Raw genomic sequence first — 20,946 nt, forward strand, 5'->3', positions numbered from 1 at the left:
GAATGACCCTTCCGGGTATAGGTGGGCACGGCGCTTTACTGCTCCGTGCTGCGGCTCCACCGAGGGTGAGGCGGTACGCGAAAGGTGAATCCGTGGGGGTTGGTGAACGCTAAAGGTCTGCCGGGGCGGGGGCGGTGCTGTCCCGGACGATCAATTCGGTCGGAAGGACGATGCGCGAGGACGCTCCGTCGGGTTCGGTGCCGTCGAGGGCGGCGAGGAGGATGTCCGCGGCCCTCCGTCCCATGTCGGAGAACGGCTGCCGGACCGTGGTGAGCGCCGGGCGTACATGCGCGGCGGCATCGATGTCGTTGAACCCGACCACCGACATCACCTCCGGTACCCGTACGCCGGCTTCCGCGAGCTCGTCGAGCACGGTGAAGGCCGCCGAGTCGTGGTAGGCGAACAGGGCTGTCGGGCGGCGGTCGGCCGGCAGCCGCAGCAGCTCGCGGACACGGCTGCGGATCAACTCCTCCTGGAAACTCGTGTCGACCTCGAGCGCCGGGTCGATCTCCACACCGGCCTCGTTCAAGGCGTCCCGCAGCCCACGGCGCCGCTCCTGGACGTACGGATGGTCGAGCGGTCCGAGAATGCTGGCGATCCTGCGGTGGCCGAGACCGAGCAGATGACGGCCGGCGAGCAGCCCCCCGGTGTGGTTGTCGGCGCCGACGGCGGGCAGGTCGCTCACCGCGCCGAGGGTGTCGACCAGGACGGTGGCCAGGCCGCCGCGGTGCAGCTCGACCAGACGGTCCAGCGGCTGCTGGTCATGGGTCACCACGATCAGCCCGGCGCACAGACCGGAACTCATGACCCGGTCGATGGCACCGCCGTAGTCCCGTTCGTTGGTGCTGGTGAACAGGACGATCTCGTACTTGGTGTCCTCGACCACCTTGGCCACGCCGTAGTTGATGTTGGCCATGAAGCGCCAGGTCAGACCGGGCACGATCATTCCGATCAGGCCGGTGTTGCCCTTGGCGAGCGCGGTCGCGGCGAAACTCGGCACGTAGTTGTGCCGGCGCATCACGGCGAGCACCCGGCGGCGGGTCTCCGGATCCACCTTGGGGCTGTCGTTGAGCACCAGGGACACCGTCGACTTCGACAGTCCGGAAAGCCGGGCGATATCGCGAATGGTGAGTTTGGCCATGCCGCTCCTCTTTCTGTTGGACTGGTCCAACGAAAGGCCGTAAGCGAGCTGTTGGACCAGTCCAACGCTGTTTGGGGAACGTAGCGTTGGACTGGTCCACCGTCAATGCGCATGGCAAAAGATGTTGAGCGGAAGGGAGCCGGCGTACGTCACCGACTCGCCAACTGGGCGGCGGACGGCCGGAGTCAGGGGGTACTCCGAGGTGACGGTTGGTCAAGGTCGACGTCCGCGCCGGCGATGCCGACAGGGCCCAGGGAGCTGCGGCGGACGGCGTCGAGGGCGGCGGCGGGGTCGAACCCGGCTGGAGTGACCCCCGGCTGCGCCACCTCCAGCTGTTCCAGCGACAAGGTCGCCCAGAACAGCAGTGAGAGCTTCTCGCACGGGTGGGGAGGTGCCGGCATCACCGGAATCCTGGAGGGCGTCCTCGGCCTGACCGTTACCTCACCGGGTGCGTCCATGGTGCGCATCGCACCCGCCGACAAGGGGCTGAACCATGCCTCGGGCCCCCAGTGGACCGAGCGGGGCGAGATCGGCGTGGACTGGCGCCGCGGCCGGTACGGGGTCACCACCAAGGTCGACATTCCCGTGAACGTCACCGCGACGGTCGCGCTGCCCGTGGTGGCCGGCGCCGACTACCGCGTGAGCGGCAACGCCACCTACCTCGGGACCGAGGACGGCAGGGTCGTCTACCGCGTCGGATCCGGCCACACCGCCTTCCACGCGGCACCGACCCACTGACGGGCCGACAGCACCACCTCACACCGGGAGCCGGATCCCCGCGCAGCAGTCAGGTCCCGCTGTCGAGGGAGTTGCGCAGTTGTCTCCGTGGGGTGGTGACGCCGAGCTTGTGGAAGGTCTACCGCAGATGCCATTCAACGGTGCAGGGGCTGAGAAAGAGCCGGGTTTCGATCTCCGGGTTCGTCAAGCCCTCGCGCACAAGGCGAACGATCAGCAACTCCCGCGCGGTGGGATCGTCGGTGGCGTCGGCGGTACGCCTGCGGACGTTCTCACCGGTGGCCGGCAGCTCACGAGTGGTCCGCTCGGCGAAGGCGCTCATGCCCATCGAGGTGAACAGGTCGTACGCGGTGCGCAACGTGTCGCGTGCGGTCTGTCGCGCCGCGTGGGTGGGGCGTGGCCGGGTTCAACGTCCCAGGGACGACAGGGCTGCGGCGACCCGTTCGGATGTCTCCTGCGGGGTCGAGGCGTGCGGGGAGAGTCTGAGCGAGTCGGTGCGCACGGTCGGCGTGACGTCTTCGGCGTGAAGTGCCTTGGCGACGAGGGACGGATCGTGTTCCGGCATGGTGAAGGAGAGGATGCCCGCGCGCCGCGCCGGCTCGGTGGGGGAGAGGACGCGGCCGCCGTATTCCTTGACGACCTCGGCGAGTTCGGCGATCCGTGCGCTGATCGCGGCCTCGATCGCGGTGACGGTGTGCCGCTCGACGAGGTCCAGCGCGGCCGCGAACGCCGCGGCCGTCACCGGGCTCAGATTGGTGATCGACCACCGTCGTGCATCCGGGGCGGGCGGGTGCTCGGTTCCGTCGAAGAGGCCGGCGTCCTCGACGCCCGTCCAGCCGGTGAGGACCGGCTCCAGGGATTCCAGGGCGCGGTCGGACAGTGTGGCGAAGCCGGTCGACCATCCGGCGCGCAGCCATTTCTGGCCGCCTGTGACCACCACGTCGGCCGCGTCCCAGGGCAGTTGGGTCACGCCGAATGACTGGATGGCGTCCACGATGAGGAGCCGGTCGGGTCCGATCGCCTCGCGCAGCGCGGCCAAGTCGGCACGAAACCCGGTGCGGAAGTCCACGGCACTGACGGACAGGGCTACGACGTCGTCGGTCAGTGCGGCGCGGACCAAATCGGCGGTGACGCCGGCGCCAGGGGCCGGGTCGATCCAGCGCGGCGTGGCCCGGCCCAGGTCTGCGGCGCGGTGCCACGGATAGTGGTTGGCGGGGAAGTCGGCGCGGGGGACGAGGACCACGCCCTCTCGTATGCCGAGAGCTGCGTGGAACAGACCGGTGGAGGCGTTCGGGAGGAGCACGGTGTGCTGAGCGTCGGTGCCGGCGAGGCGGGCGGCCGTGTTCCGCGCGGCCTCCTCCGCGCGCATCAGGGTGTCCACGGTGGTGTGGTCGGCGCGGGCGGACGCCTCCAGGGCGCGTGCGGTGGCGGTGAGGGCGTCCCGGGAAGGCGGACCGAAGCGTGCGAAGTCGAGGTACCCGGCGGGCGTGTCGAAGTGGGCAGCGTATGAGGTGAGCACGGAGCTCGTCCTTCCGGGATGGTGCGTGCGGGTCGAGTGGCGCGGGCCGGCCGGCTTGCCGACGGGTGCGCCAGGTGGGGAGGGCCATGCGTGCGACGGGCGCCCGGCGTCCGTCAGCCTCCGCGTGAGCGTTTCCCACCCGCTCGCACGGTACGCGCCTCGTAACCCGCGGACGTGCCGGGGCCCACCCGTCCCCGGCGGCGCCTCTGCGACGGGGTTCTGAGAGACCGCTGACCTGCCTGGCCTCACCGCTATCCGCTAATCGCTGTTCCCCGAGGCCGCCACCCATAGCGGCCATAGGTCCTCCTTTCCCCGGGGCCCATTCCCCGCAGATCGCCCAGAAGCTCGTCATCGCCTCGAGCAGAACCAGGGCAAGCACCCCTCAGTCGCCACGGCCTACCGCATCCTCGCCGAGGGCGAAACGATGGAGCTCCCGACCCGACTCTCTTCGAGGCCTACGACCCTTGCTCAGCGAGTGTGACCTTCCGGCCCTCGCGCGCCGCCTCTCGGACCCGCTCCAGCATGCCGTGCCGCCGGACGGCGTGCCGGAAGTCGGGAACGCCGTCCTCATCTGGCCCAAGGCTCCCGGTGATCTGGTCGCGCAGAAGCGCGTACTCGTGGGCGACGTTATAGGCGGGCTCGGCGGATCGCTCGGTCCATTGTGTCAGCGACCGCTGGTAGCGGACGGGAACCGGAAGTTCGGTCAAGGCGCCCTCCTTTCCTCGGGCGCCGTACAGCCGCAGCCGCCCCTGGAACCACAGAGCCTGGTCGGCCTGGACGACCAGATCGCCCTCCGTGCCGTTGATCTCCCAATGAAACGCAGTGGCGCGGGACGTCCCACCGCGGAAATGCATCGCGGCCACGGCCCCCGACTCCAGCACACCCGTGACGGCGATCTGGTCCTCTGCGCTCTTGGCCGCGACCGCCCCGCTCGTGACGTTCGTGACCTCCGGGAGCAGGTTCTCGATGAGAGCCGACACCTCGCGGAACTCCCCGAGCACCATGGTCAGCGCGTCGACCGAGTGCCCGAAGGGGATCGACAGCAGCGTGGCGCCGCTCGTGACGTCCAGCACGTACGCATGGCTGTCGTCGTAAGTGGCGCCCCCGATCCAGCCCGACCCGAGCATGCTGGTCGACAGCACCCGCCCCACGTAGCCGTCGGCGACCAGGTCCCGCAGATACCGAAGCGGTGGAGCCGACCGGGCCTGCAGGCCGACAGCCGTGAGCACGCCCCTGCGGTGCGCGAGGTCTGCCAGTTCCTCGGCCTGCGTGAGGTCGGCACCGAGCGGCCACTCGCTGAGCACCATCTTTCCCGCTTCCAGCGCGGGTCGGATGAGCTCCAGGTGGTGCGGGACCTTCACCGTCACCACCACGAGATCGACTTCCTCACTGCGGGCCAGCTCCTGTGCGCTGCCGAAGGCCAGCGGCACCGCATACTTCTCGCTGGCCGCACGCGCTGACTCGGTGCTGCTGGCGCCAAGGGCCCGCAACTCGTATCCGTCGAGTCCTGCCAGTGCCGGCACATGGGCGGTGGCCGCCCACCCGCCGCTCGCGCTCAGTCCTACGACACCGACGCGGACCGGCTCGTGATGAGGGGAAGTGGACGTCATGTGCACCCCAGCGTTCGCGGTCACCTGCTCTCTCACCTCAAAACGGCCCATAGCCATGGAGGACACGGTCTGAGAGAGCGGTATGCGATTTGGTGTCCGTTTCGCCCTTTCGGGAGGGTAAGCGGGCTGGCCGTGGCGTCGCCGGGCGGCTACGGCTGAGGCTGAGTGAACAAGCCCGGCTCGGTCTCGACCAGGATGCCGCGCTCGGTCAGCCGCTTGAGTTTCAGGCGGGTGTTGTTGATGTTGTTGGGCGCGATCTTCAGGTCCATCGCCTCACACACCTGTCGCGCTCGCAGCGGCGCGTCGGTTGCGGCGAAGACCGCCATGATCTGCCGGTAGGCCGGATGGTCCGGCAGCTTCGGGGCCGGCGGCGCGGGCGGCTGCGGATCGGGCAGCTCCAGCAGCGTCTTGCGGGTGATCCGGACCTCCTCGGTGGGCCGGCCGAGTTCGTCCAGCCGTGCGGTCAGCTGTGCGATCTGCTCCCTCGTTGTCTCGGCCTGCGCGGCGATCTCCCGTTCCCGCTCCTCCAGCCGCGCCAGCACCGCCCCGAGGGTCAGCTCCCCGCCGGTCATGCGCTGCGCCAGGCCATAGCGGCGGCCCCGGTCAGCCGGCGCAATATCACCGCAGTCATCGCCCAGTACACCCGCGACTCCGAACTGCGCGGCAGGTGCTCGTAGTCGCGCACCAGCCTGCGGTGCAGCATCAAGAACCCGTAGGCGCGCTCCACGATCCACCGCTTGGGGATCGGCACGAACCCGGTCTGGGCCGGGTTGCGCTCGACGATCTCCACGTCGATGTCCACCGTCTGCCCGTGCGCGACGACGGCGTTCTTGAAGCCCTGGTCGACCAGGGCCTTCTCCACGGTGCCGGTGTCGGCGGCGACCTTGTCCAGCAGCGCGATGCCGGCGGCCTTGTCGTGGACGGACGCGGCGAGCACCACCACCGCGATCACCAGGCCCAACACGTCAACGGCCAGGCCGCGCTTGCGGCCCGGTACTTTTTTTGCTGCATCACGCCCCGTCGACTCCGCGGGTACCCCGGCCGCCGCGCGCACGCTCTGGGTGTCGAGCACCACCAGGCTCGGGTCGGCCTTCCGCCGCGCCTTCTCCCGCACCTGCCAGCGCAGCAGGTCGTGGATGGTCTGGTCGGTGCCGTCGTCGCGCCACTTGGTGAAGTAGTACATCACCGCGCCGCGCGGCGGCAGGTCGTGCGGGAGCAGGTCCCGCTGGCAGCCGGTGCGGCCCTGATAGAGGAGCGCGTTGACGATCTCCCGCATCTCGTAGCGGCCCTGGTGGCCGCTGACCGAGGGGTGTGCGGCCTTCCACGCGGCGATCACCGGCTCGATCAGCGCCCACTGCCCGTCGGGCAGGTCGGTCTTGTAGGGCTTGCGCTCGCTCACGGTGTCCAGCCCAGCACGCCCGAGTCCACCGACCGGCTGGGATGCCGCAGTCCCACACGTTCAGGTGACGGCAAATCACCTGTCAACTCGCATACGGCCCTCTTAGAACAGCGGCATTGGACCCAGGCCTCGACTTCTTTTGGTCACTGTCCGCTCATCAAGAGATTAGCTTCTGGCCATGACTTGACTTGAGCTTTCAATCTTGGACGAACACTCGGTCTTCGTTTGTCATCTCGCGTCTGCCCAGCTTGGGCCGCTTCTGAGTAGCGTCGTTGGCGTTTGAACTATCGACCCGGGAAGGGGCCCTATGTCCATCCACGGTGACACTCCGTCACATGAGACGACCGGGCAGAGCCGGCGAGGATTTCTGCGCAACGCTGCGTTGGCTGGTGCGGGAGCGGCAACCGTAGGAGTTGGCGCATCCGCGCTCGGTGGAACGCCCGCGTTCGCCGCGGACGCCACTGTGAGTGGGAGGACCGGGACGTGGAGACCGGATCCGACCGCCCTCCAGTTCACCCTCGCGGTCATGCCCGACACCCAGTTCCTGTACTGGGGGAGCCAGGACAGCGTCAACCGGGCGCCGCAGGAGGAGTCGTTCCGCTACATCATCAACAACAGTGGGGACGCCGACAACAACATCGTGTTCATGGCGCACCTCGGTGACCTGACGCAGGACGCGGACCCGTTGTCGTTCCAGCAGGTCGACAAGGCGTTCGCCCTGCTGGACTCGCACGGTGCCGCTTACAGCGTGCTGGCCGGCAACCACGACGTGAGCGGCGACGACAGTCGTGGCGACACGCCGTACCTGCAGACCATGGGCCCGCAGCGGTTCAAGCACTCGAAGACGTTCGCCGGGTCGGACACGACCGGCTACAACACCGCGCACATCTTCCAGGCCGCCGGCCGTTCGTGGCTGGTGCTGGCCCTGGACTGGCGGACCACCGACCAGGGCTACGAGTGGGCCAACGGCGTCATCAAGGCCCACCCGAAGATGCCGGTGATCCTCACGTCGCACGACATCGTGGCTTCTCCGTACGATGACAACGTTTTCCCGTACGAGTCCGGCGACCCGGAGAACAACGCCGTGCTCCTGGGTAACGGCCAAGCGGCCTGGGACAAACTGATCAACGACAATGACCAGGTCTTCCTGACCCTCAACGGCCACTACTGGCCGCCCGGGCGTATGACCCAGAAGAACGCCGCCGGTAATGACGTGCACATGCACATCACGAACTACCAGAACCGCTACTTCGGCGGTGGCGGCATGATCCGGCTGTACCACTTCGACCTGGCCCGCAACACGATCGACATCGAGACGATCAACCCGTGGATCCTGGCTCAGGCCCCGGAGTCCCGCACCGAGTTGGCGGCCGAGCACGCCCGGATCACCGGCCCGGTCGATAACTTCTCGATGCCGATCGACTTCGAGCAGCGGTTCTCCAGCTTCGCCCCGGTTCCGGTCCGGCCCGCCCGGCCGGCCAGCAAGGAGCTGGTGAAGGACACGCTGGCGTACTGGCGCTTCGACGGGCAGGGCGCGCCCGGCACCCCGCTGACGGCGGGCCAGACGGTCCGCGACCTGTCCGGCAAGGGCAACGACCTGACGGTGGCGACCCTGCCAGGCACGGCCGCCGACGCGCTGACCTGGTCCGCCGACCACCACCCCGACCAGCCCGGGCACGCGAGCCTGAAGTTCGTCGGTGGCAGGAACCCGCTCCACGGCACGTACCTGACCACCGGGGAGAAGGCTCCGCTGAACGCCGAGACGTTCAAGTCCGGGTACACGATCGAGACGTTCGTGATGATGCCGCTGGACTGGGACGCCGGCAAGAATGGCTGGGCGTCGATACTCAGCCGGCGGGGTTCGGCCGGGGCCGCCGGCAAGCACGGCAAGAACACCGACCCGAACGAGCCCGTGGTCCAGTTCTCCATCTCGAACAACGGCCGCGAGCCGCAGTTCAATCACTACCCGCTGAACGACACCTACCCGACGACCAACTGGGGTCACGGCTTGGTGGAACTCAGGTGGTGGCACCTGGCGGTGATCAACGACGGCCGTCTCACGAAGCTGTACGTCGACGGTGCTCCGGTCGTCGACAACCCGAACCGGGTGTCGGTCGGCCTCACCTCGCTCGGGTTGCCCTGGCTGGTGGGCGGCCACGAATACGCGGGCGCCGTCGACATCGTTTTCCACGGCAACATCGGTGACATCCGCATCGTGAACCGCCCCCTGTCCATGGATGAGTTCCTGACCGCCAAGTAAGGCAGTCTCTCCCGTCTCCGGCCCACCCGTCGGAGGCGGGAGACACTCATTCCAGGAGGCGGCGTACGTCGGCGACCTCGCCCCCGGACAGGGTGAAACCTGGGCTTCCGGCAGCTGGAAATGCCGCGGGCGGCGGGGAGACCCTGCGTGGACCCGGATCCACGCCATATGGTTCGCCGTCTCACGCGCAGAGGAACGGCTTCACGGTCTGAGCCCCGGCCGCTCACGCGGACCCCTGCTGGGTGACCAACGAGTCTGCTGTCAGTAATGATTCAGTCGGCGACGTCACCGAGAAGTACCGCCTCCAGCGCGAGCAGCTCTGCCTCAGTGAGCTCCGGAACAGTCCAGTTGTTGCCCTGCGCATGAGCGAGGAACCGCGGGTCGAGCACCACGTGGTAACGCTCGACGTAGTAGGCCAGATCGGAGTGCCAGAGCCAGCGCCCGTCCGTCAGCAGATGCCACCCGCCGATCACGGCGTTGGAATGGCTGAGGACGTCGTGCACGAGTGTGGTCGTGGCGACCAGGACCGTGCCGTTGCGCAGGTACTCGACCAGCTCGCCGGCGTGTGCCGGTGCCTTGTCGCGGACGGCGGCCCGAAGCGACGGCCCGTCTGGCCGACCACGCCCAAGTTCTCTGAAGTTCCCGACCTCAGGAAATCTCTCGTCCACCCGCAGAGGGCAGGGCACCCGCTCCTGCACGGTCGACAGAGATCTCAAACGCGGTCTGAGCGACGCCGAACCACGCGAGGAGTGCGAGGCCCGGTGGCGGGAGGGATTCGAACCGCTCGACACCGGATGATTCCGAGCTTGTCTTTCGCGGAAGCGACTCGGGGTAATCTGAGCCGAGAGGTACGATTGGCTTTCCTCGGGCAAAGAATGGGTCGCGGGGGGGGGGCAGGTGCTCGGCACTGAAGCGCGTGAGTTCTCATTGGTCGCACCTTGTGTAAACTGAAATTTCACCTTCCGTATGTACTCGAGTTGGCGCCGGCTGACGTGCTGATCCGGTGCTCCCGCGAGGCCGAGGACTTATGTCACGGGTGAAAGTAGTGCGAATGTGTGTACCGTGCTAAACTTGTCAGTAGTTGCAGTTGTGGTTCCCGAAACTTCAAGTGCCTTGGCGACTGTATGTCGTCGGGCATTTTTGTATCTCCGGTGCTTATCCGGACGGGGTTCATCGTGGCAACGCAGGGGTTCACATGCTGTGGGCCCGCGGGCACTGCCCCCAAGGAGATGTGACATGGCTACTGGCACCGTCAAGTGGTTCAACGCGGAAAAGGGCTTCGGCTTCATCGAGCAGGACGGCGGCGGCCCGGACGTCTTCGCCCACTACTCGAACATCGCCACCCAGGGCTTCCGTGAGCTCCAGGAAGGCCAGAAGGTGAACTTCGACATCACGCAGGGCCAGAAGGGTCCGCAGGCGGAGAACATCACTCCCGCCTGACGTCGAAGCGTATGAGATATCTGGGGCCCCGCCGTCGGCGGGGCCCCAGCTTACTGCTTCTTGTATTCCGGTGGAATTCTTTTAGTCTCACATTCGGCTCGTTCTTGCAATTCATCCGGCTCATTCCTGTCGGGAATTCCTCGATGCGCGCCCTGTCGAGGAAGGTTCTCCATGAGCCGTTCAGCTCGCACGAACGACCGTTTCCGTCCACGGGGTCAGGGGCGCCCCGGCGCCGGTCCAGGCGACACCGGGCGCCGTCCCTCCGCACCACAGGGGGAGTTCGCGCTGCCGGTCACCATCACCCCGGCCCTCCCCGCGGCTGTGACCTTCGGTGAACTGGACATGCCCGTCGAGTTGCTGAAGATGCTCACCAGTCTCGGCCTGAAGGAGCCCTTCCCGATCCAGGCCGCCACGTTGCCGAACTCCCTCGCAGGGCGCGACGTCCTGGGCCGCGGGCGCACCGGATCGGGCAAGACGCTCGCCTTCGGTCTGGCGCTCCTCGTGCGCACGGCCGGGCAGCGTGCCGAGTCGCGGAAGCCGCTGGCCCTGATCCTCGTCCCCACGCGCGAGCTGGCCCAGCAGGTCACCGATGCGCTCGCCCCGTACGCCCGGTTGCTGAAGCTGCGGCTGGCCACTGTGGTCGGCGGCATGTCGATCGGCAGGCAGGCTGGCGCGCTGCGTGCCGGGGCCGAGGTGGTCGTCGCGACTCCTGGCCGCCTCGCGGATCTCATCGAGCGCAAGGACTGCCGCCTGGACCGAGTGAACATCACCGTCCTGGACGAAGCCGACCAGATGGCTGACATGGGCTTCATGCCGCAGGTCACCGAACTGCTGGACCAGGTACGTCCCGACGGCCAGCGCATGCTGTTCTCGGCCACGCTGGACCGCAACATCGACCTCCTGGTCCGTCGTTACCTCCATGATCCGGTGGTTCATTCGGTCGATCCGTCGGCGGGCGCGGTCACCACGATGGAGCATCACGTGCTGCAGGTGCACGACGCCGACAAGTACGCCACCGCCACCGAGATCGCTGCCCGCGACGGGCGCGTGATCATGTTCCTGGACACCAAGCATGCCGTCGACCGGTTCACCAAGCACCTGCTGAGCAGCGGCGTAAAGGCCGCGGCGCTGCACGGCGGCAAGTCGCAGCCCCAGCGCACCCGCACCCTGGCACAGTTCAAGACCGGTGACGTCACGACGCTGGTGGCCACCAACGTCGCGGCTCGGGGCATCCACATCGACGACCTCGATCTCGTCGTCAACGTCGACCCGCCCGGCGACCACAAGGACTACCTGCACCGCGGCGGCCGTACGGCCCGCGCCGGCGAGTCCGGCAGTGTCGTCACGCTGGTCCTCCCCAGCCAGCGCCGGGACATGGCCCGTCTCATGTCGGACGCGGGCATCAGGCCGCAGATCACGCAGGTCCGCTCCGGCGAGGCCGAGCTGAGCCGCATCACCGGCGCCCAGGCTCCCTCCGGTGTCCCCGTCGGCGGCAGCGGGACGGTCGCGGAGCGCCCGAAGCGCGGCGGTGCCCCCTTCCGCGGTCTGGGCACCCGCCCCGGGCGGGCCGGCGGCGGTGGCGAGTCTCGCCGGTCTGCTGAGGCGCGCCAGATTGCCGAGGCCCGCAAGGCCGCCCGGGTCCGTCGTGGCGCATAGCTCGGCAACGGCGCCCTCGTACGCTGTGTGCGTGACTCAAGCCGGCTTGCGCCACACGGAGATGTGCTTCGTGGAGTCCTGGTTGAACGGCGCCCCCTGCGCGAGCATGACCTCAATGATGTGCTGCAGCAATGCGGCGACGTCCTCAGCGCTACCGCGTCCCAGGGGCGTTCCGACGCTTCAATGACATGCTGGCCACCTCACCGGCACAGCTGCGACGGTACTGGTTGTTCTCGGAGGAACGGCGGTTGGGCCGGGCCCGGGGCTGGCTCGCCGACCACGGCTACCGGTCCGCATCACCGGGAGACCACTGACCCGCAAGGGCCTTACGTGCCCCAGTGCCGGTATGCCTCTATCCACTCGGCTCCCTCAGGGGCCGGGGTGGGCAACGGAAGATCGAGAATGCCGATCGCCTGCCGATGCCTGCCGCGCGCGCAGACCGCCACGATCTGGCTGCCGGGAACGAGGTCCACCTTCCTGACCGTCACCTCAACCCGCTTGCCCATGGTCACCACGGTATCCACGAGGCAGGCCAGGGGAGGCACGCCAATTGAACTCCGGGCGAAGTGGTCCAGCGCCTCGCCGCAGAGGGCGCTCTGCTCGTCTGTCAGCGCCGCGGTGACGCGCGAAAGGCGGCAGCAGCGTTGGCCTTCTGCGGGCTGCCGACCTGCCCGGGCTCTTGTGGGACGGATCGGGGGACGGCCGTTACACAGGCGTGGTGATCACTGCGATGCCGGGGCAGGACTTCGTGGTAGGTCTCTGCCACCAGCGGTTGTGCCGCTGTAGTCAGCTAAACTGTGGGTTGCCTTAACGGAGTTTGGTGGACACAAACACGAGCAACACCAACCGTCAGGTTCGGTTGAGCTTCTTCGGCTAGGGATTCGCTTCGGTGGAACTGTATCGGTGAGGTCCGGCCCCGCCGAACGACCGTGGCGGGCCAGGACTCTGTACGGTCGCGTGGCGGAGCTTGAACCCACGACCTCTTCGTCCCGAAGCAACTTGGGTGGGGCTCTGCCTTGGGCCGGTGCGCCCTTCACCTGCGATGATGCGGCTCACGCCGGACCAGATGCGCTGGCTGCGCGGGCAGTTCGGCATCTACGGCACGACCTCGGGGCGCATCAACATCGCGGGTGTCTCCGCGCACCGGATCCCATACCTGGCGCAAGGCATCGCCGCCGTCCTTGAGACGCCCTCTATGCCTCCGGGGGTGTCGGGCGGCACAGTAGGGCGGCTGGGGAGGGGCGGGCGCCGAACCGGGTGGTGAAGGCGATGCCGGCCGCGTACTCGGTGGGCAGGCACTGACCCTTGGTGGTGGGCGCCGCCGGTCGCACCGACCGGGCGACTTCACATCCTGTCGCCCCGACTCTGCTTTCAGCAGGTCGGAGGCCGGTCTCTCATCCGTGAGAGGGAGGCCTTCCGTGCGTCCGGGGCTGCTGCAGCCGGGCCGCGAGCTCCCGCGGCAGGACGTCTCGGTTTGCCGGAGTGAGCTGGACGACCTCGATGTCGGCGCGCCGCTTGAGGGCGTCGGTGAACGGATCGCGGTGCGTGTGGACCGTGGCGACGACGTCGACCTCTGCGACGAACAGCGCGTCGACCGCGTGCCGGAACGCCGTGCACGCCAGTTCCATCCGCCCCAGCTCGTCGATGAGCACCAGCCGCCCTGTTGCCTCCTCGGTTGCTGCCGGCCGAAGCGACGGCAGCGCCAGTCGTTCCATGACGCCCGGGTCGACGCCGTATTTCCCTACCCGTGGCGGACCCGGCAGGTCGACATGGGCGAGCACTTCCCGTCGGCCTGCCAGGGTCTCCAGGGCGAAACCGACGCGGGCGCCGGATTGCCGGATCTCCTCCGTGGTGAAGCCGGTGGCCGCGTGGGTGGGCAGCAGCGCGGCCAGCCGACGCAGGGCGGTCGTCTTGCCCGCGCCAGGGCGGCCCTCGAGCAGGATCCTTGTCGGCACACTGCCATCTTCACCCCGCTTCCGGAGGCGGCCCGGGTGGGCTCGGCCGAACGGAGGTTTTGGGGCGCGGACCGGTGCCGGTGCCGCCGTTGCGGGTAGGGCGGCGCGCATGAGCGGAATTGAACTCAGCAGCACCGCGTTCGACGACAAAACAGTGATCCCCCGTCGGTACAGCGGGGAGGGTGAGAACATCTCACCGCCCCTGACCTGGTCGGGGGTGCCCCACGAGGCCGCGGAGCTGGTGCTCCTGTGCGAGGACCCGGACGCGCCGGGGACGACCTTCCTGCACTGGCTGGTGACCGGCATCGATCCGGGGACCACCGGGGCGGCGGAGGGCCAGAAGCCCCAGGGGGGCCTGCCGTGGCCCAACGGCTTCGGCCGCGTGGGCTGGGGAGGGCCGATGCCTCCACCGGGGCACGGGCCGCACCGCTACTTCTTCCGCCTGTACGCCCTGTCCGAGCCGCTGCCGCTGCACGACCACCCGGGCGTCGAGGACGTGCACCGTGCCCTGAAGGGCAGGGAGCTGGCCTCCGGCACCCTGGTCGGGACCTATCAGCGCTGAGCGCGTCACCGCTGGTCGTAGCCATGGGCGCCGTACAGCCGGACGAACCGGGCCGCGGTGACCGTCCTGCGGTGCACCAGGTTGTGGGCCCGCCGCTCGTACAGCTCGACGCGCTCCTGCCCGCCCTGCCCGATCGGCTGGACGAGCCGGCCACCGGTGCGGAGCTGATCCACGAGCGGCTCAGGCACTCGCGGGAAGGCCGCGCAGACGATGACGGCGTCGTACGGGGCACGGGTCGGCATCCCGAGGGTCCCGTCGCCGAGTACGACCTCGGCATTGCCGACGCCTTGCCCGGCCAGCCGCAGGCGGGCCTCGTCGACCAGGTCGGGCCAGCGCTCGACGCTGACGACGTACGCGGCCAAGCGGGCCAGCAGCGCGGTCTGCCAGCCGTATCCGGCCCCGACCTCCAGGACCTGTTCGTCTCCGGTGAGGCCGAGAGCGGAGACCATCATGGCGATCAGCGAGGGCTGGGTGGTCACCTGCCCGTGGGGGAGCGGAACGGGCGTGTCCCGATACGCGGATGCCACCTCGTCCGCGGGGACGAATTCCGCCCGGGGGATGCTCCGTACGGCCTCCAGGAGACGGGCGTCGGTCACGCCCACGGCGTGGGCCGCGCGGACCAGGTCCTCGGGGGTCCCTTCATGGGCCATCGGACCGCGGGGCCGTGGCGCCGGCGGCCCCGGTCGTGGTGCGTTCCAGAAGCCGCGCGGCGTGATCGTGCTCGCCGCCCGACATCGCCTCGTCGCTCACGTGCTTGGCGCCGTTCTCGCAGTACTCGTTGCAGTGCCGGTGAGCGGGGTCCGGTTCCGGCCAGGCGCAGCCCGGGCAGTCGAAGCCCTTGGTCTGGTTGAGGTTGAGCAGCGTCAGCGCCGTACGGCGGACCGTCTTCTGCTCCAGGGAGTACCGCAGCGGGTTGGCCACCGCTGGCACGCCTACCGCCCAGGTCTTGGGCGGGGTGATCGAAACGTCCGTCTCCTCCGCGCCGCTCCTGCTCCTGTCCATGTGCCCCATCCGCTGCTCATACGCCGCGCTGCCGCTCCAGCCCAGTGTCGGCATGTTCCGCGCGCGGCGCGATCCGGGGCGGTCGGGCGCAAGGGGCGAGCCGTGATCCGGGAGGCGCAGCGCGGCGGCGTCAGGACGGGGTCCCCGGGTCGGTGTACCGCAGCAGGGCGCCCACGCCCTCGTACAGCCTCAGCTGGCTCTCCGGTACGACGACCAGCTCGGCACCGGTGCCGACGAGGGCCCGGACGAGGGCCTCGTCGGCACGTTCCTCGCGCGGGGCCCGCACGCCGAAGGACATCAGCTTCGCCTCGGTCAGGGCGAGCTGAGTGGGCTGGGAGCCCGCCCAGAGCCGCAGCGAAGACCCTGGCGGCCGGTTCAGCAGCAGTGCCGCGACCTGGCCGCGCTGGAGGGCGGCGACGGTGGCGGCCAGCCCCTCCGTCATGGGTCCGTCCAGGGCACGCCGGCCGATGAAGATGTCCACGAGTTCCCGGTCGTGCGCAGCCATGCGGCCGCGGAAGACGCCGTCGAGCTGCGGCTCCAACAGGGCGCGTCCGGTATCAGTGGGGGTCCGGCCGCCCACGCGTACGACCTTGTCCCGCAGGGTGTGCGGCAGGCGGCGGATCAGTACGTTGCACGCCCACTCGTCCCCGCCCACGACGACGGCGTCGGCATGGGCGCGCCGCGCCCGTTCGTCAAGCCGGTGACCGAGCCGGAGGGAGGTGCGGTGCCAGGTCGCCACCGCGACCCTGCGGTGCAGCCGCTCACCCGGGGTGACGGTGGACGCGGGCCAGGAGCCGGTCTCCGCCTCCAGAGTTACCCAGCCGTGGGTCTCGGCGGTCGGAAGGCCGCCGTAGTGGACGACCACGGCCATGTAGGGGATCTCCGGAACGTGCTGGGTGACCAGGGGCATCGCGTCCGGCAGGGTGCTGTAGCGCGCGGAGTCGTGCTTGGGCGGCCTGGGCAGCTCCCCGTCCAGGACGAGCGTGCCGTGGGCGGCGAAGATGGCCTGACCGTGTACCCCCGGCACCTCTGTGTCGGCGCCGACCACCTCCTCCAATACGTTCAGCAACGCCCGGTCCGAGCCCTGACGGGACAGACTCTCGCGCAGCCGCCGCCAGCGCAGCGCGATCGCCCGCTCGGGATGCTCGACGTCTCGGGAGGTGTCCAGGTACACGGAGGCGAACGGGCCCGGCTCCGCGTAGAGAGGTTCAAGGAACGACAACTTCATCGCCACTCCTCGTCGATGGTCTCCCCTCCTTTGATGATGCGCGCCCCGGGGGGCGATGGAGCTCGACGAGCGCAAAGCGGTGCGGAACTCGGGACGGTCAGGCGCCGGCCGGCAGCAGCCGGCCCATCGTGAGCAGGGTGGCGGCGACCAGGCCGTCCAGCACCGCCAAGCCGCGGGCCGGGACAGCAGGCCGCTGAGCAGCCGGGCTCCGTAGCCGGATGAAGGAGCAGTCTGCGCGGGAGCACCAGATCGTGGCGGGAGCCGCCTTGCCCACGTGAATACCGGTTTCTGGGCCGTATTCGACAGACCGAGCGGCGCGTTCGTGAGCTGCGGATCCAGCACGGGCCCACCCATCCGGAGGCCTTCGCGGCACGCATGGAGCAGGCGCACTCGCGATCGTAGCCGCGCTAGCCGGCTGGCCGGTCACCTGACCCGTCCCAGCCACCGCGAAGTCGGCAACCGCTGCCCGGCCGTCAGCCGTTGCGCGGGGCGACCAGGCCGGAATCGTAGGCGAGAACCACGAGTTGGGCCCGGTCGCGGGCGTGGAGTTTGGTCATGGCCCGGTTGATGTGGGTCTTCGCGGTCATCGGGCTGATCACCATGTGGTCGGCGATCTGGTCGTTGGACAGGCCCTGTGCGGCCAGGGCGACCGCTTCCCGTTCGCGGCTGGTCAGCTCCTCCAGTGCGGCACTGGTGGCGGGGAGCGGCTGGGCGACGTACCGGTGGATCAGCTTGCGGGTGATGGACGGGGCGAGCAGAACGTCGCCGCGCGCGGCTACCCGTACGGCGTGCAGGAGGTCCTCCGGCACGATGTCCTTGACCAGGAACCCGGCGGCGCCGGCACGCAGCGCGTCGAAGACGTACTCGTCCATGCCGTAGTTGGTCAACATGACGACGTGCACGTCGGCCAGGGCCGGATCCGCGGCGATGCGCCGGGTCGCCTCAATGCCGTCCACGACCGGCATCTGGATGTCGATGAGCGCGACGTCGGGCAGATGCTCCTTGATGAGCACCAAACCCTCTTCGCCATCGGCGGCTTCGGCCACCACCTCGATGTCATCTTCGAGGTCGAGCAGCGCGCGGAAACCGCTGCGGATGAGCGGCTGGTCGTCCACCAGCAGGACACGGATCATGATGCTCGTTCCACAGGGAGTTCGGCCTGGACGGTAAAACCGTGCTCGGTGCGAGGCTGCGCGCGCAGCCGGCCCCCAAGGGCGGTGACGCGTTCGCGCATGCCGAGCAGCCCGAGGCCGGGGGCCAGGGCGTCATCGGGGGCGGCCTTGCCGTCGTCGTCCACCTGGATGGACAGCGCATCGGGCCGATATTCGATCCGGACCGCCGCGGTGGTGGCACAGGCGTGCCGGGCGGTGTTGGTCAGCGCCTCCTGGACGATGCGGTAGGCGGTCCGGCCCACCGCGGCCGGCACGTCGTGCCGTTGCCCTTCGACCGTCAGCGTCGCGTCCAGGCCCATCGAACGGGCGCGCTCCACCAGTTCCGGTACGTGCTCAAGGCTCTGCGGCGGGGTCGTGTCGTCGTCGCGCAGGGCCTCCAGAGTCGCGCGCAGCTCCCGGGTTGCCTCCCGGCCGGCCGTCTGGATCGCCAGCAGCGACTCGGGCACCTGCTCGCCGCGCCTGCGGGCTACGTGGACGGCGACCTCGGACTGCACCTTGATGATCGAAATCTGGTGGGTGAGGGAATCGTGCAGCTCCCGCGCTATGTGCAGCCGCTCCTCGTTGGCGCGGCGCAGAGCGGTCTCCTCCCGCGTGCGCTCGGCTTCGTCCGCCCGCCGCTCGGCCTGCCGCAGCGCCTCCCCGGCGGCAAAAGCGGCGATCAGCCAGGCGATTTCCAGTACGTTCCGGGCCTGCGCGAACGCCTCGCGCGCCGGCCCGTCGCGGAAGACCAGCGCCGTGAGAGGGAGGACGACGAGCAGAGACACGGATACCGCCACCGTCAGGGCACGGTGCCCGGCCCGCACGGCGCCGTACACCGCAACCAGGTACGAGACAGCGAGCACCTCAAAACCCGCCGCCTCGTACCCCACCGCGCACAGGCCGGTGACAGCCAGCACGGCAATCGGAGCCCTACGACGCGCGACCAGCGCCAGACCGCCCGCCGCCAGCAGCACGGAGCCGAACAACTCGCGCTCCCCGGCCGGGTGCTGCCCGGACAACCCGGTTCCCAGCAGCAGTGCCGCCACGCTGACGGCAATCGCCCAGTCCATGGCGCCGGCCGGGACACGAAAACGCCTTGTGTCCATGCGCGCACCCTAGCCGGACGCCGCTGCGGGCGAGTCCCGCCCGCGGACGAGCGGCCGGCTACCGCACCCGCGGTACTTGCCCGCCGCCTGCCGCACACGCAGCAGTCGACTGCCATGTCGACGGCAGTCCGAAATGACTGCACCCGCCGGACGACCAGCAGCGCGGTCGGCAGGCACGCTCAAAGCCCAGCGAAATCGCGGAATTCGCCACGCAAGAAGGAGGAGAACGGCATGAGCGCAACAAATGTCCTGACGGTGGCCGCCGAGGGCGGAGTCATCGGCGACGGGCGGACGGGGGCCAACCTGGCCCTCGGGGTGGGGCTGATCGGCGTGGCCATCGGCTGGCTGGCCCTGGCCCGCGTCGCCAGCCGTATCAGCACCGGCAACGCGCGCACCGGCGCCATGTCGGCCATGGCGGTGGGCCTGGTCGGCACGGCCCTCGCGGCGCTGCATCTGGCCACCTCCAGCGGTGGCCCCGGCACCGGCAACGGGATCGTGGGAGCCATCGCGGCCATCCCACTGGGGCTGATCGCCATCGCCCTCGGCTGGCGCACTCTCGCCCACTCCCGACGCACTGAACGGACCGCCGACCGCTTCGAACACGAGCGGGAATTCGGGTCCACCTCATAAGCGCCGCCGGACCGGCGCCCTGTACACCGCCCAGACCCTGAACTGAACCCCGTCCAGGGCTCGGTTCGCCGGCCTCTCTGAACTCGCGGTGCGAGCGGGCTATTTCCTCGCGGGTCACGGTTCCTTCCGTCGAGTAGGCAGGCCGAGGTTCACCAGTCCGCTAGGGGACGAGGCGTCAATCTGGCTGATCTTGGACTCGGCGCCGGCCAGGCTGATGCGGAGCCCTTCGATTTCGCCGAGCCAGCCCTCTCCTTCCGCCTCCCCGATTCGGTCAAAGAGGTTGTTCCAGATTTCCACCAGCCGACCGCGCTGGGTGGGATCGGGGCGCAGGAGAGGCAGGCGTGCTCGTGGATGCAGTCGGTGCCGTAGGCGCGAGCGCAGGTGCCGACGGAGAGCTTGCGGCGTTCGAAGTGGCCGAGGAAGTCCTCCCACTCGGCGTCGGTGGGGGTGCGGTATTCCTCGGCGGGCCGCAGGGAACGGCGGCGGGCGATGAAGGCGCGATGGGCTTCGATGGTCTCTTCCGGGTAGATCGCTAACGGTGGAGTCGGGTATTGGAACTGTCCGAATACCCAGTCCGTGCAGGGACCTGTGGGCATGGATCAGGGCTCTCAGCGGCTCGCGAAGTCTGTGACGGCCTGGTGAAGCTGTTCGAGGAAGCGGATCAGGGTTGGGGCGGAGACCTCGAAGTCATCGAACCAGGATGGCGTGGTGGACTGGTGCACTCTTCCGTCCCTATCAAGGGCGAACAGGATGCCTCCGCCGTCACTGCCGAACACGACCCCAGTGGCGTGCTCGGCGACGCGGACGGGACCGTACTGGGTGATGTCGTTGAGCACCTGAGCAGGTGCGTGCACGAAGTACCCGTGCTCGATGTCAGGTAGCGAAAGCTCGGCGATCGTGGCATAGAGGCTGATCAGCCCTTGGGGCATGTCCACGACTTCTTTGAGCCGTGCCGCCGCGGCTCGACTCTCCTCATCGGCCAGAAGCACTTCGTTGCCTCCCGGCGGATAGCCGAAGGTGTCCTCGAAGGAGCGGAGCAACGGCTCGAGTGCGATGGTGATCTCCTGCTGCCAGGCGGTGAGCCAGACTGCGGAGAGGTTCGAGGCGGTCATCGGGTGTGCTGCTTTCTGTCGTCGGCGGGCAGAGTGGTCCGCTGGCTGGCGCGTTGACTCACGTCGGCGGCGTAGGCGGCCCAGTCACCGCCGGATGCCTTCTGCCACTGGACGGCAACCTGGATTTGAAGGCTCCCCTCCCTGAAGGGAGGGGATTCTCCACCCTCCAGGGCTGAGCGGGGATTTACGGCTCAGGCCGCCACCGGAGCCGGCGGCTCAGGTGGTCTTACGCCCTCAGCACCGTCCGGGTTCCAACCTGCCCGGGCCAGCATCACGCGGGCGGAGTTCTTGTCCCTGAGGGACACGGCTCCGCACGCGGTGCAGGCATAGGTTCTCATCGAGAGTGGTAGTGCGTGCTTGGTTCTCGCTCCGCACTGCGCGCAGTCCATGGTGGTGTGCGCCGGGTGCACGAGGCGGACGTCTCGTGCGTGTTTGCGGCC

Annotated in this window: 26 protein-coding genes and 1 pseudogene; 8 read left to right on the top strand and 19 right to left on the bottom strand. The window is 68.9% G+C overall.

The features are described from left to right. Positions 1-109: 109 nt before the first annotated feature. Positions 110-1,141 carry a LacI family DNA-binding transcriptional regulator gene (locus tag ACFYXB_RS40775; RefSeq protein ID WP_389590160.1) on the bottom strand — a complete coding sequence of 344 codons (1,032 nt, stop codon included), beginning with the start codon at positions 1,139-1,141 and terminating at the stop codon, positions 110-112. Positions 1,142-1,326: 185 nt separating this feature from the next. Next, positions 1,327-1,542, bottom strand: a complete 216-nt coding sequence (locus ACFYXB_RS40780; RefSeq protein ID WP_351360153.1) for a hypothetical protein — start codon at positions 1,540-1,542, stop codon at positions 1,327-1,329. Here ACFYXB_RS40780 and ACFYXB_RS40785 point away from each other — a divergent pair. Continuing rightward, positions 1,448-1,879, top strand: coding sequence for an alpha-L-rhamnosidase C-terminal domain-containing protein (locus ACFYXB_RS40785; protein ID WP_389590162.1), 432 nt, complete (start codon positions 1,448-1,450; stop codon positions 1,877-1,879). The genes ACFYXB_RS40780 and ACFYXB_RS40785 overlap by 95 nt on opposite strands. A 118-nt stretch (positions 1,880-1,997) precedes the next feature. On the opposite strand, the gene ACFYXB_RS40790 is transcribed toward ACFYXB_RS40785, so the two are convergent. From ACFYXB_RS40790 to ACFYXB_RS40810, 5 genes are all read right to left on the bottom strand, one after another. Continuing rightward, positions 1,998-2,198 carry a LuxR C-terminal-related transcriptional regulator gene (locus ACFYXB_RS40790; protein WP_389590163.1) on the bottom strand — a complete coding sequence of 67 codons (201 nt, stop codon included), beginning with the start codon at positions 2,196-2,198 and terminating at the stop codon, positions 1,998-2,000. 84 nt (positions 2,199-2,282) lie between these two features. Further along, complete coding sequence (locus ACFYXB_RS40795) at positions 2,283-3,395, bottom strand: aminotransferase class V-fold PLP-dependent enzyme (protein ID WP_389590165.1); 1,113 nt, start codon at positions 3,393-3,395, stop codon at positions 2,283-2,285. 455 nt (positions 3,396-3,850) lie between these two features. Further along, positions 3,851-5,029: a Gfo/Idh/MocA family oxidoreductase gene (locus ACFYXB_RS40800; protein ID WP_389590166.1), complete on the bottom strand. Its 1,179-nt coding sequence runs from the start codon at positions 5,027-5,029 to the stop codon at positions 3,851-3,853. Positions 5,030-5,154: 125 nt separating this feature from the next. Continuing rightward, complete coding sequence (locus ACFYXB_RS40805) at positions 5,155-5,577, bottom strand: hypothetical protein (RefSeq protein ID WP_389590168.1); 423 nt, start codon at positions 5,575-5,577, stop codon at positions 5,155-5,157. Further along, a complete protein-coding gene (locus ACFYXB_RS40810) occupies positions 5,574-6,404 on the bottom strand; it encodes an IS5 family transposase (RefSeq protein WP_389590169.1) in 831 nt (276 codons plus the stop codon). The genes ACFYXB_RS40805 and ACFYXB_RS40810 overlap by 4 nt, the downstream gene beginning before the upstream one ends. A gap of 307 nt (positions 6,405-6,711) precedes the next feature. Here ACFYXB_RS40810 and ACFYXB_RS40815 point away from each other — a divergent pair, with 307 nt between their 5' ends. Then, positions 6,712-8,664, top strand: coding sequence for a LamG-like jellyroll fold domain-containing protein (locus ACFYXB_RS40815; protein ID WP_389590171.1), 1,953 nt, complete (start codon positions 6,712-6,714; stop codon positions 8,662-8,664). Between the two features lie 272 nt (positions 8,665-8,936). Here ACFYXB_RS40815 and ACFYXB_RS40820 read toward each other — a convergent pair whose 3' ends face one another. Further along, entirely contained in the window at positions 8,937-9,332 is a 396-nt protein-coding gene (locus ACFYXB_RS40820; protein ID WP_389590173.1) for a hypothetical protein, read from the bottom strand. Between the two features lie 568 nt (positions 9,333-9,900). Here ACFYXB_RS40820 and ACFYXB_RS40825 point away from each other — a divergent pair. Together ACFYXB_RS40825 and ACFYXB_RS40830 are read left to right on the top strand one after the other, a co-directional pair. Next, positions 9,901-10,104 (top strand): cold-shock protein, encoded by a 204-nt coding sequence (locus tag ACFYXB_RS40825; protein WP_250081683.1) that lies wholly within the window; start codon positions 9,901-9,903, stop codon positions 10,102-10,104. A gap of 171 nt (positions 10,105-10,275) precedes the next feature. Then, entirely contained in the window at positions 10,276-11,760 is a 1,485-nt protein-coding gene (locus ACFYXB_RS40830; protein ID WP_389590174.1) for a DEAD/DEAH box helicase, read from the top strand. 326 nt (positions 11,761-12,086) lie between these two features. Here ACFYXB_RS40830 and ACFYXB_RS40835 read toward each other — a convergent pair whose 3' ends face one another. Further along, positions 12,087-12,266, bottom strand: coding sequence for a hypothetical protein (locus ACFYXB_RS40835; RefSeq protein WP_389590175.1), 180 nt, complete (start codon positions 12,264-12,266; stop codon positions 12,087-12,089). 518 nt (positions 12,267-12,784) lie between these two features. On the opposite strand from ACFYXB_RS40835, the gene ACFYXB_RS40840 reads away from it, so the two are divergent. Then, positions 12,785-13,024 carry a hypothetical protein gene (locus ACFYXB_RS40840; RefSeq protein WP_389590176.1) on the top strand — a complete coding sequence of 80 codons (240 nt, stop codon included), beginning with the start codon at positions 12,785-12,787 and terminating at the stop codon, positions 13,022-13,024. A 130-nt stretch (positions 13,025-13,154) separates the two neighbouring features. Here ACFYXB_RS40840 and ACFYXB_RS40845 read toward each other — a convergent pair whose 3' ends face one another. Further along, on the bottom strand, positions 13,155-13,715 hold the full coding sequence (locus ACFYXB_RS40845; protein ID WP_389590177.1) for a nucleoside-triphosphatase: 561 nt from the start codon (positions 13,713-13,715) through the stop codon (positions 13,155-13,157). Positions 13,716-13,824: 109 nt separating this feature from the next. On the opposite strand from ACFYXB_RS40845, the gene ACFYXB_RS40850 reads away from it, so the two are divergent. Then, positions 13,825-14,277, top strand: a complete 453-nt coding sequence (locus tag ACFYXB_RS40850) for a YbhB/YbcL family Raf kinase inhibitor-like protein (RefSeq protein WP_388505475.1) — start codon at positions 13,825-13,827, stop codon at positions 14,275-14,277. A 5-nt stretch (positions 14,278-14,282) separates the two neighbouring features. Here the strand turns inward: ACFYXB_RS40850 and ACFYXB_RS40855 are convergent, their stop codons facing one another. The 6 genes and pseudogenes from ACFYXB_RS40855 to ACFYXB_RS40880 all read right to left on the bottom strand — a co-directional run bounded on the left by ACFYXB_RS40855 (position 14,283) and on the right by ACFYXB_RS40880 (position 18,764). Next, a complete protein-coding gene (locus ACFYXB_RS40855) occupies positions 14,283-14,927 on the bottom strand; it encodes a protein-L-isoaspartate(D-aspartate) O-methyltransferase (RefSeq protein ID WP_389590179.1) in 645 nt (214 codons plus the stop codon). Between the two features lie 79 nt (positions 14,928-15,006). Further along, positions 15,007-15,279 (bottom strand): annotated as a pseudogene (locus tag ACFYXB_RS40860) (hypothetical protein); the annotation flags it as partial. A gap of 130 nt (positions 15,280-15,409) precedes the next feature. After that, a complete protein-coding gene (locus ACFYXB_RS40865; protein ID WP_389590181.1) occupies positions 15,410-16,507 on the bottom strand; it encodes a hypothetical protein in 1,098 nt (365 codons plus the stop codon). A gap of 97 nt (positions 16,508-16,604) precedes the next feature. Beyond that, entirely contained in the window at positions 16,605-16,781 is a 177-nt protein-coding gene (locus tag ACFYXB_RS40870; protein ID WP_389590183.1) for a hypothetical protein, read from the bottom strand. 199 nt (positions 16,782-16,980) lie between these two features. Further along, positions 16,981-17,640 carry a response regulator gene (locus ACFYXB_RS40875; protein WP_389590184.1) on the bottom strand — a complete coding sequence of 220 codons (660 nt, stop codon included), beginning with the start codon at positions 17,638-17,640 and terminating at the stop codon, positions 16,981-16,983. Further along, on the bottom strand, positions 17,637-18,764 hold the full coding sequence (locus ACFYXB_RS40880) for a sensor histidine kinase (RefSeq protein ID WP_389590185.1): 1,128 nt from the start codon (positions 18,762-18,764) through the stop codon (positions 17,637-17,639). The genes ACFYXB_RS40875 and ACFYXB_RS40880 overlap by 4 nt, the downstream gene beginning before the upstream one ends. A gap of 231 nt (positions 18,765-18,995) precedes the next feature. Between ACFYXB_RS40880 and ACFYXB_RS40885 the strand changes: the two genes are divergently transcribed. Continuing rightward, positions 18,996-19,394, top strand: a complete 399-nt coding sequence (locus tag ACFYXB_RS40885; protein WP_389590187.1) for a DUF6223 family protein — start codon at positions 18,996-18,998, stop codon at positions 19,392-19,394. Between the two features lie 114 nt (positions 19,395-19,508). Here the strand turns inward: ACFYXB_RS40885 and ACFYXB_RS40890 are convergent, their stop codons facing one another. After that, entirely contained in the window at positions 19,509-19,691 is a 183-nt protein-coding gene (locus ACFYXB_RS40890) for a hypothetical protein (RefSeq protein WP_389590188.1), read from the bottom strand. A gap of 44 nt (positions 19,692-19,735) precedes the next feature. On the opposite strand from ACFYXB_RS40890, the gene ACFYXB_RS40895 reads away from it, so the two are divergent. Beyond that, complete coding sequence (locus tag ACFYXB_RS40895) at positions 19,736-19,930, top strand: hypothetical protein (protein ID WP_389590189.1); 195 nt, start codon at positions 19,736-19,738, stop codon at positions 19,928-19,930. Positions 19,931-20,002: 72 nt separating this feature from the next. Here the strand turns inward: ACFYXB_RS40895 and ACFYXB_RS40900 are convergent, their stop codons facing one another. Together ACFYXB_RS40900 and ACFYXB_RS40905 are read right to left on the bottom strand one after the other, a co-directional pair. Beyond that, complete coding sequence (locus tag ACFYXB_RS40900; RefSeq protein ID WP_389590191.1) at positions 20,003-20,506, bottom strand: hypothetical protein; 504 nt, start codon at positions 20,504-20,506, stop codon at positions 20,003-20,005. 191 nt (positions 20,507-20,697) lie between these two features. After that, positions 20,698-20,946, bottom strand: a 249-nt coding sequence (locus ACFYXB_RS40905; RefSeq protein WP_389590192.1) for a zinc ribbon domain-containing protein, incomplete at its 5' end; no start/stop codon positions are given.

This window comes from Streptomyces sp. NPDC002619 (genome assembly GCF_042889305.1).
Lineage (GTDB): Bacteria > Actinomycetota > Actinomycetes > Streptomycetales > Streptomycetaceae > Streptomyces.

Coding starts and splice junctions, on each gene's coding strand:
- ACFYXB_RS40775 (WP_389590160.1), bottom strand. CDS start 1,141: ATGGCCAAACTCACCATTCGCGATATCGCCCGGCTTTCCGGACTGTCG.
- ACFYXB_RS40780 (WP_351360153.1), bottom strand. CDS start 1,542: ATGCCGGCACCTCCCCACCCGTGCGAGAAGCTCTCACTGCTGTTCTGG.
- ACFYXB_RS40790 (WP_389590163.1), bottom strand. CDS start 2,198: ATGAGCGCCTTCGCCGAGCGGACCACTCGTGAGCTGCCGGCCACCGGT.
- ACFYXB_RS40805 (WP_389590168.1), bottom strand. CDS start 5,577: ATGACCGGCGGGGAGCTGACCCTCGGGGCGGTGCTGGCGCGGCTGGAG.
- ACFYXB_RS40815 (WP_389590171.1), top strand. CDS start 6,712: ATGTCCATCCACGGTGACACTCCGTCACATGAGACGACCGGGCAGAGC.
- ACFYXB_RS40825 (WP_250081683.1), top strand. CDS start 9,901: ATGGCTACTGGCACCGTCAAGTGGTTCAACGCGGAAAAGGGCTTCGGC.
- ACFYXB_RS40830 (WP_389590174.1), top strand. CDS start 10,276: ATGAGCCGTTCAGCTCGCACGAACGACCGTTTCCGTCCACGGGGTCAG.
- ACFYXB_RS40835 (WP_389590175.1), bottom strand. CDS start 12,266: ATGGGCAAGCGGGTTGAGGTGACGGTCAGGAAGGTGGACCTCGTTCCC.
- ACFYXB_RS40850 (WP_388505475.1), top strand. CDS start 13,825: ATGAGCGGAATTGAACTCAGCAGCACCGCGTTCGACGACAAAACAGTG.
- ACFYXB_RS40855 (WP_389590179.1), bottom strand. CDS start 14,927: ATGGCCCATGAAGGGACCCCCGAGGACCTGGTCCGCGCGGCCCACGCC.
- ACFYXB_RS40865 (WP_389590181.1), bottom strand. CDS start 16,507: ATGAAGTTGTCGTTCCTTGAACCTCTCTACGCGGAGCCGGGCCCGTTC.
- ACFYXB_RS40875 (WP_389590184.1), bottom strand. CDS start 17,640: ATGATCCGTGTCCTGCTGGTGGACGACCAGCCGCTCATCCGCAGCGGT.
- ACFYXB_RS40880 (WP_389590185.1), bottom strand. CDS start 18,764: ATGGACACAAGGCGTTTTCGTGTCCCGGCCGGCGCCATGGACTGGGCG.
- ACFYXB_RS40885 (WP_389590187.1), top strand. CDS start 18,996: ATGAGCGCAACAAATGTCCTGACGGTGGCCGCCGAGGGCGGAGTCATC.
- ACFYXB_RS40900 (WP_389590191.1), bottom strand. CDS start 20,506: ATGACCGCCTCGAACCTCTCCGCAGTCTGGCTCACCGCCTGGCAGCAG.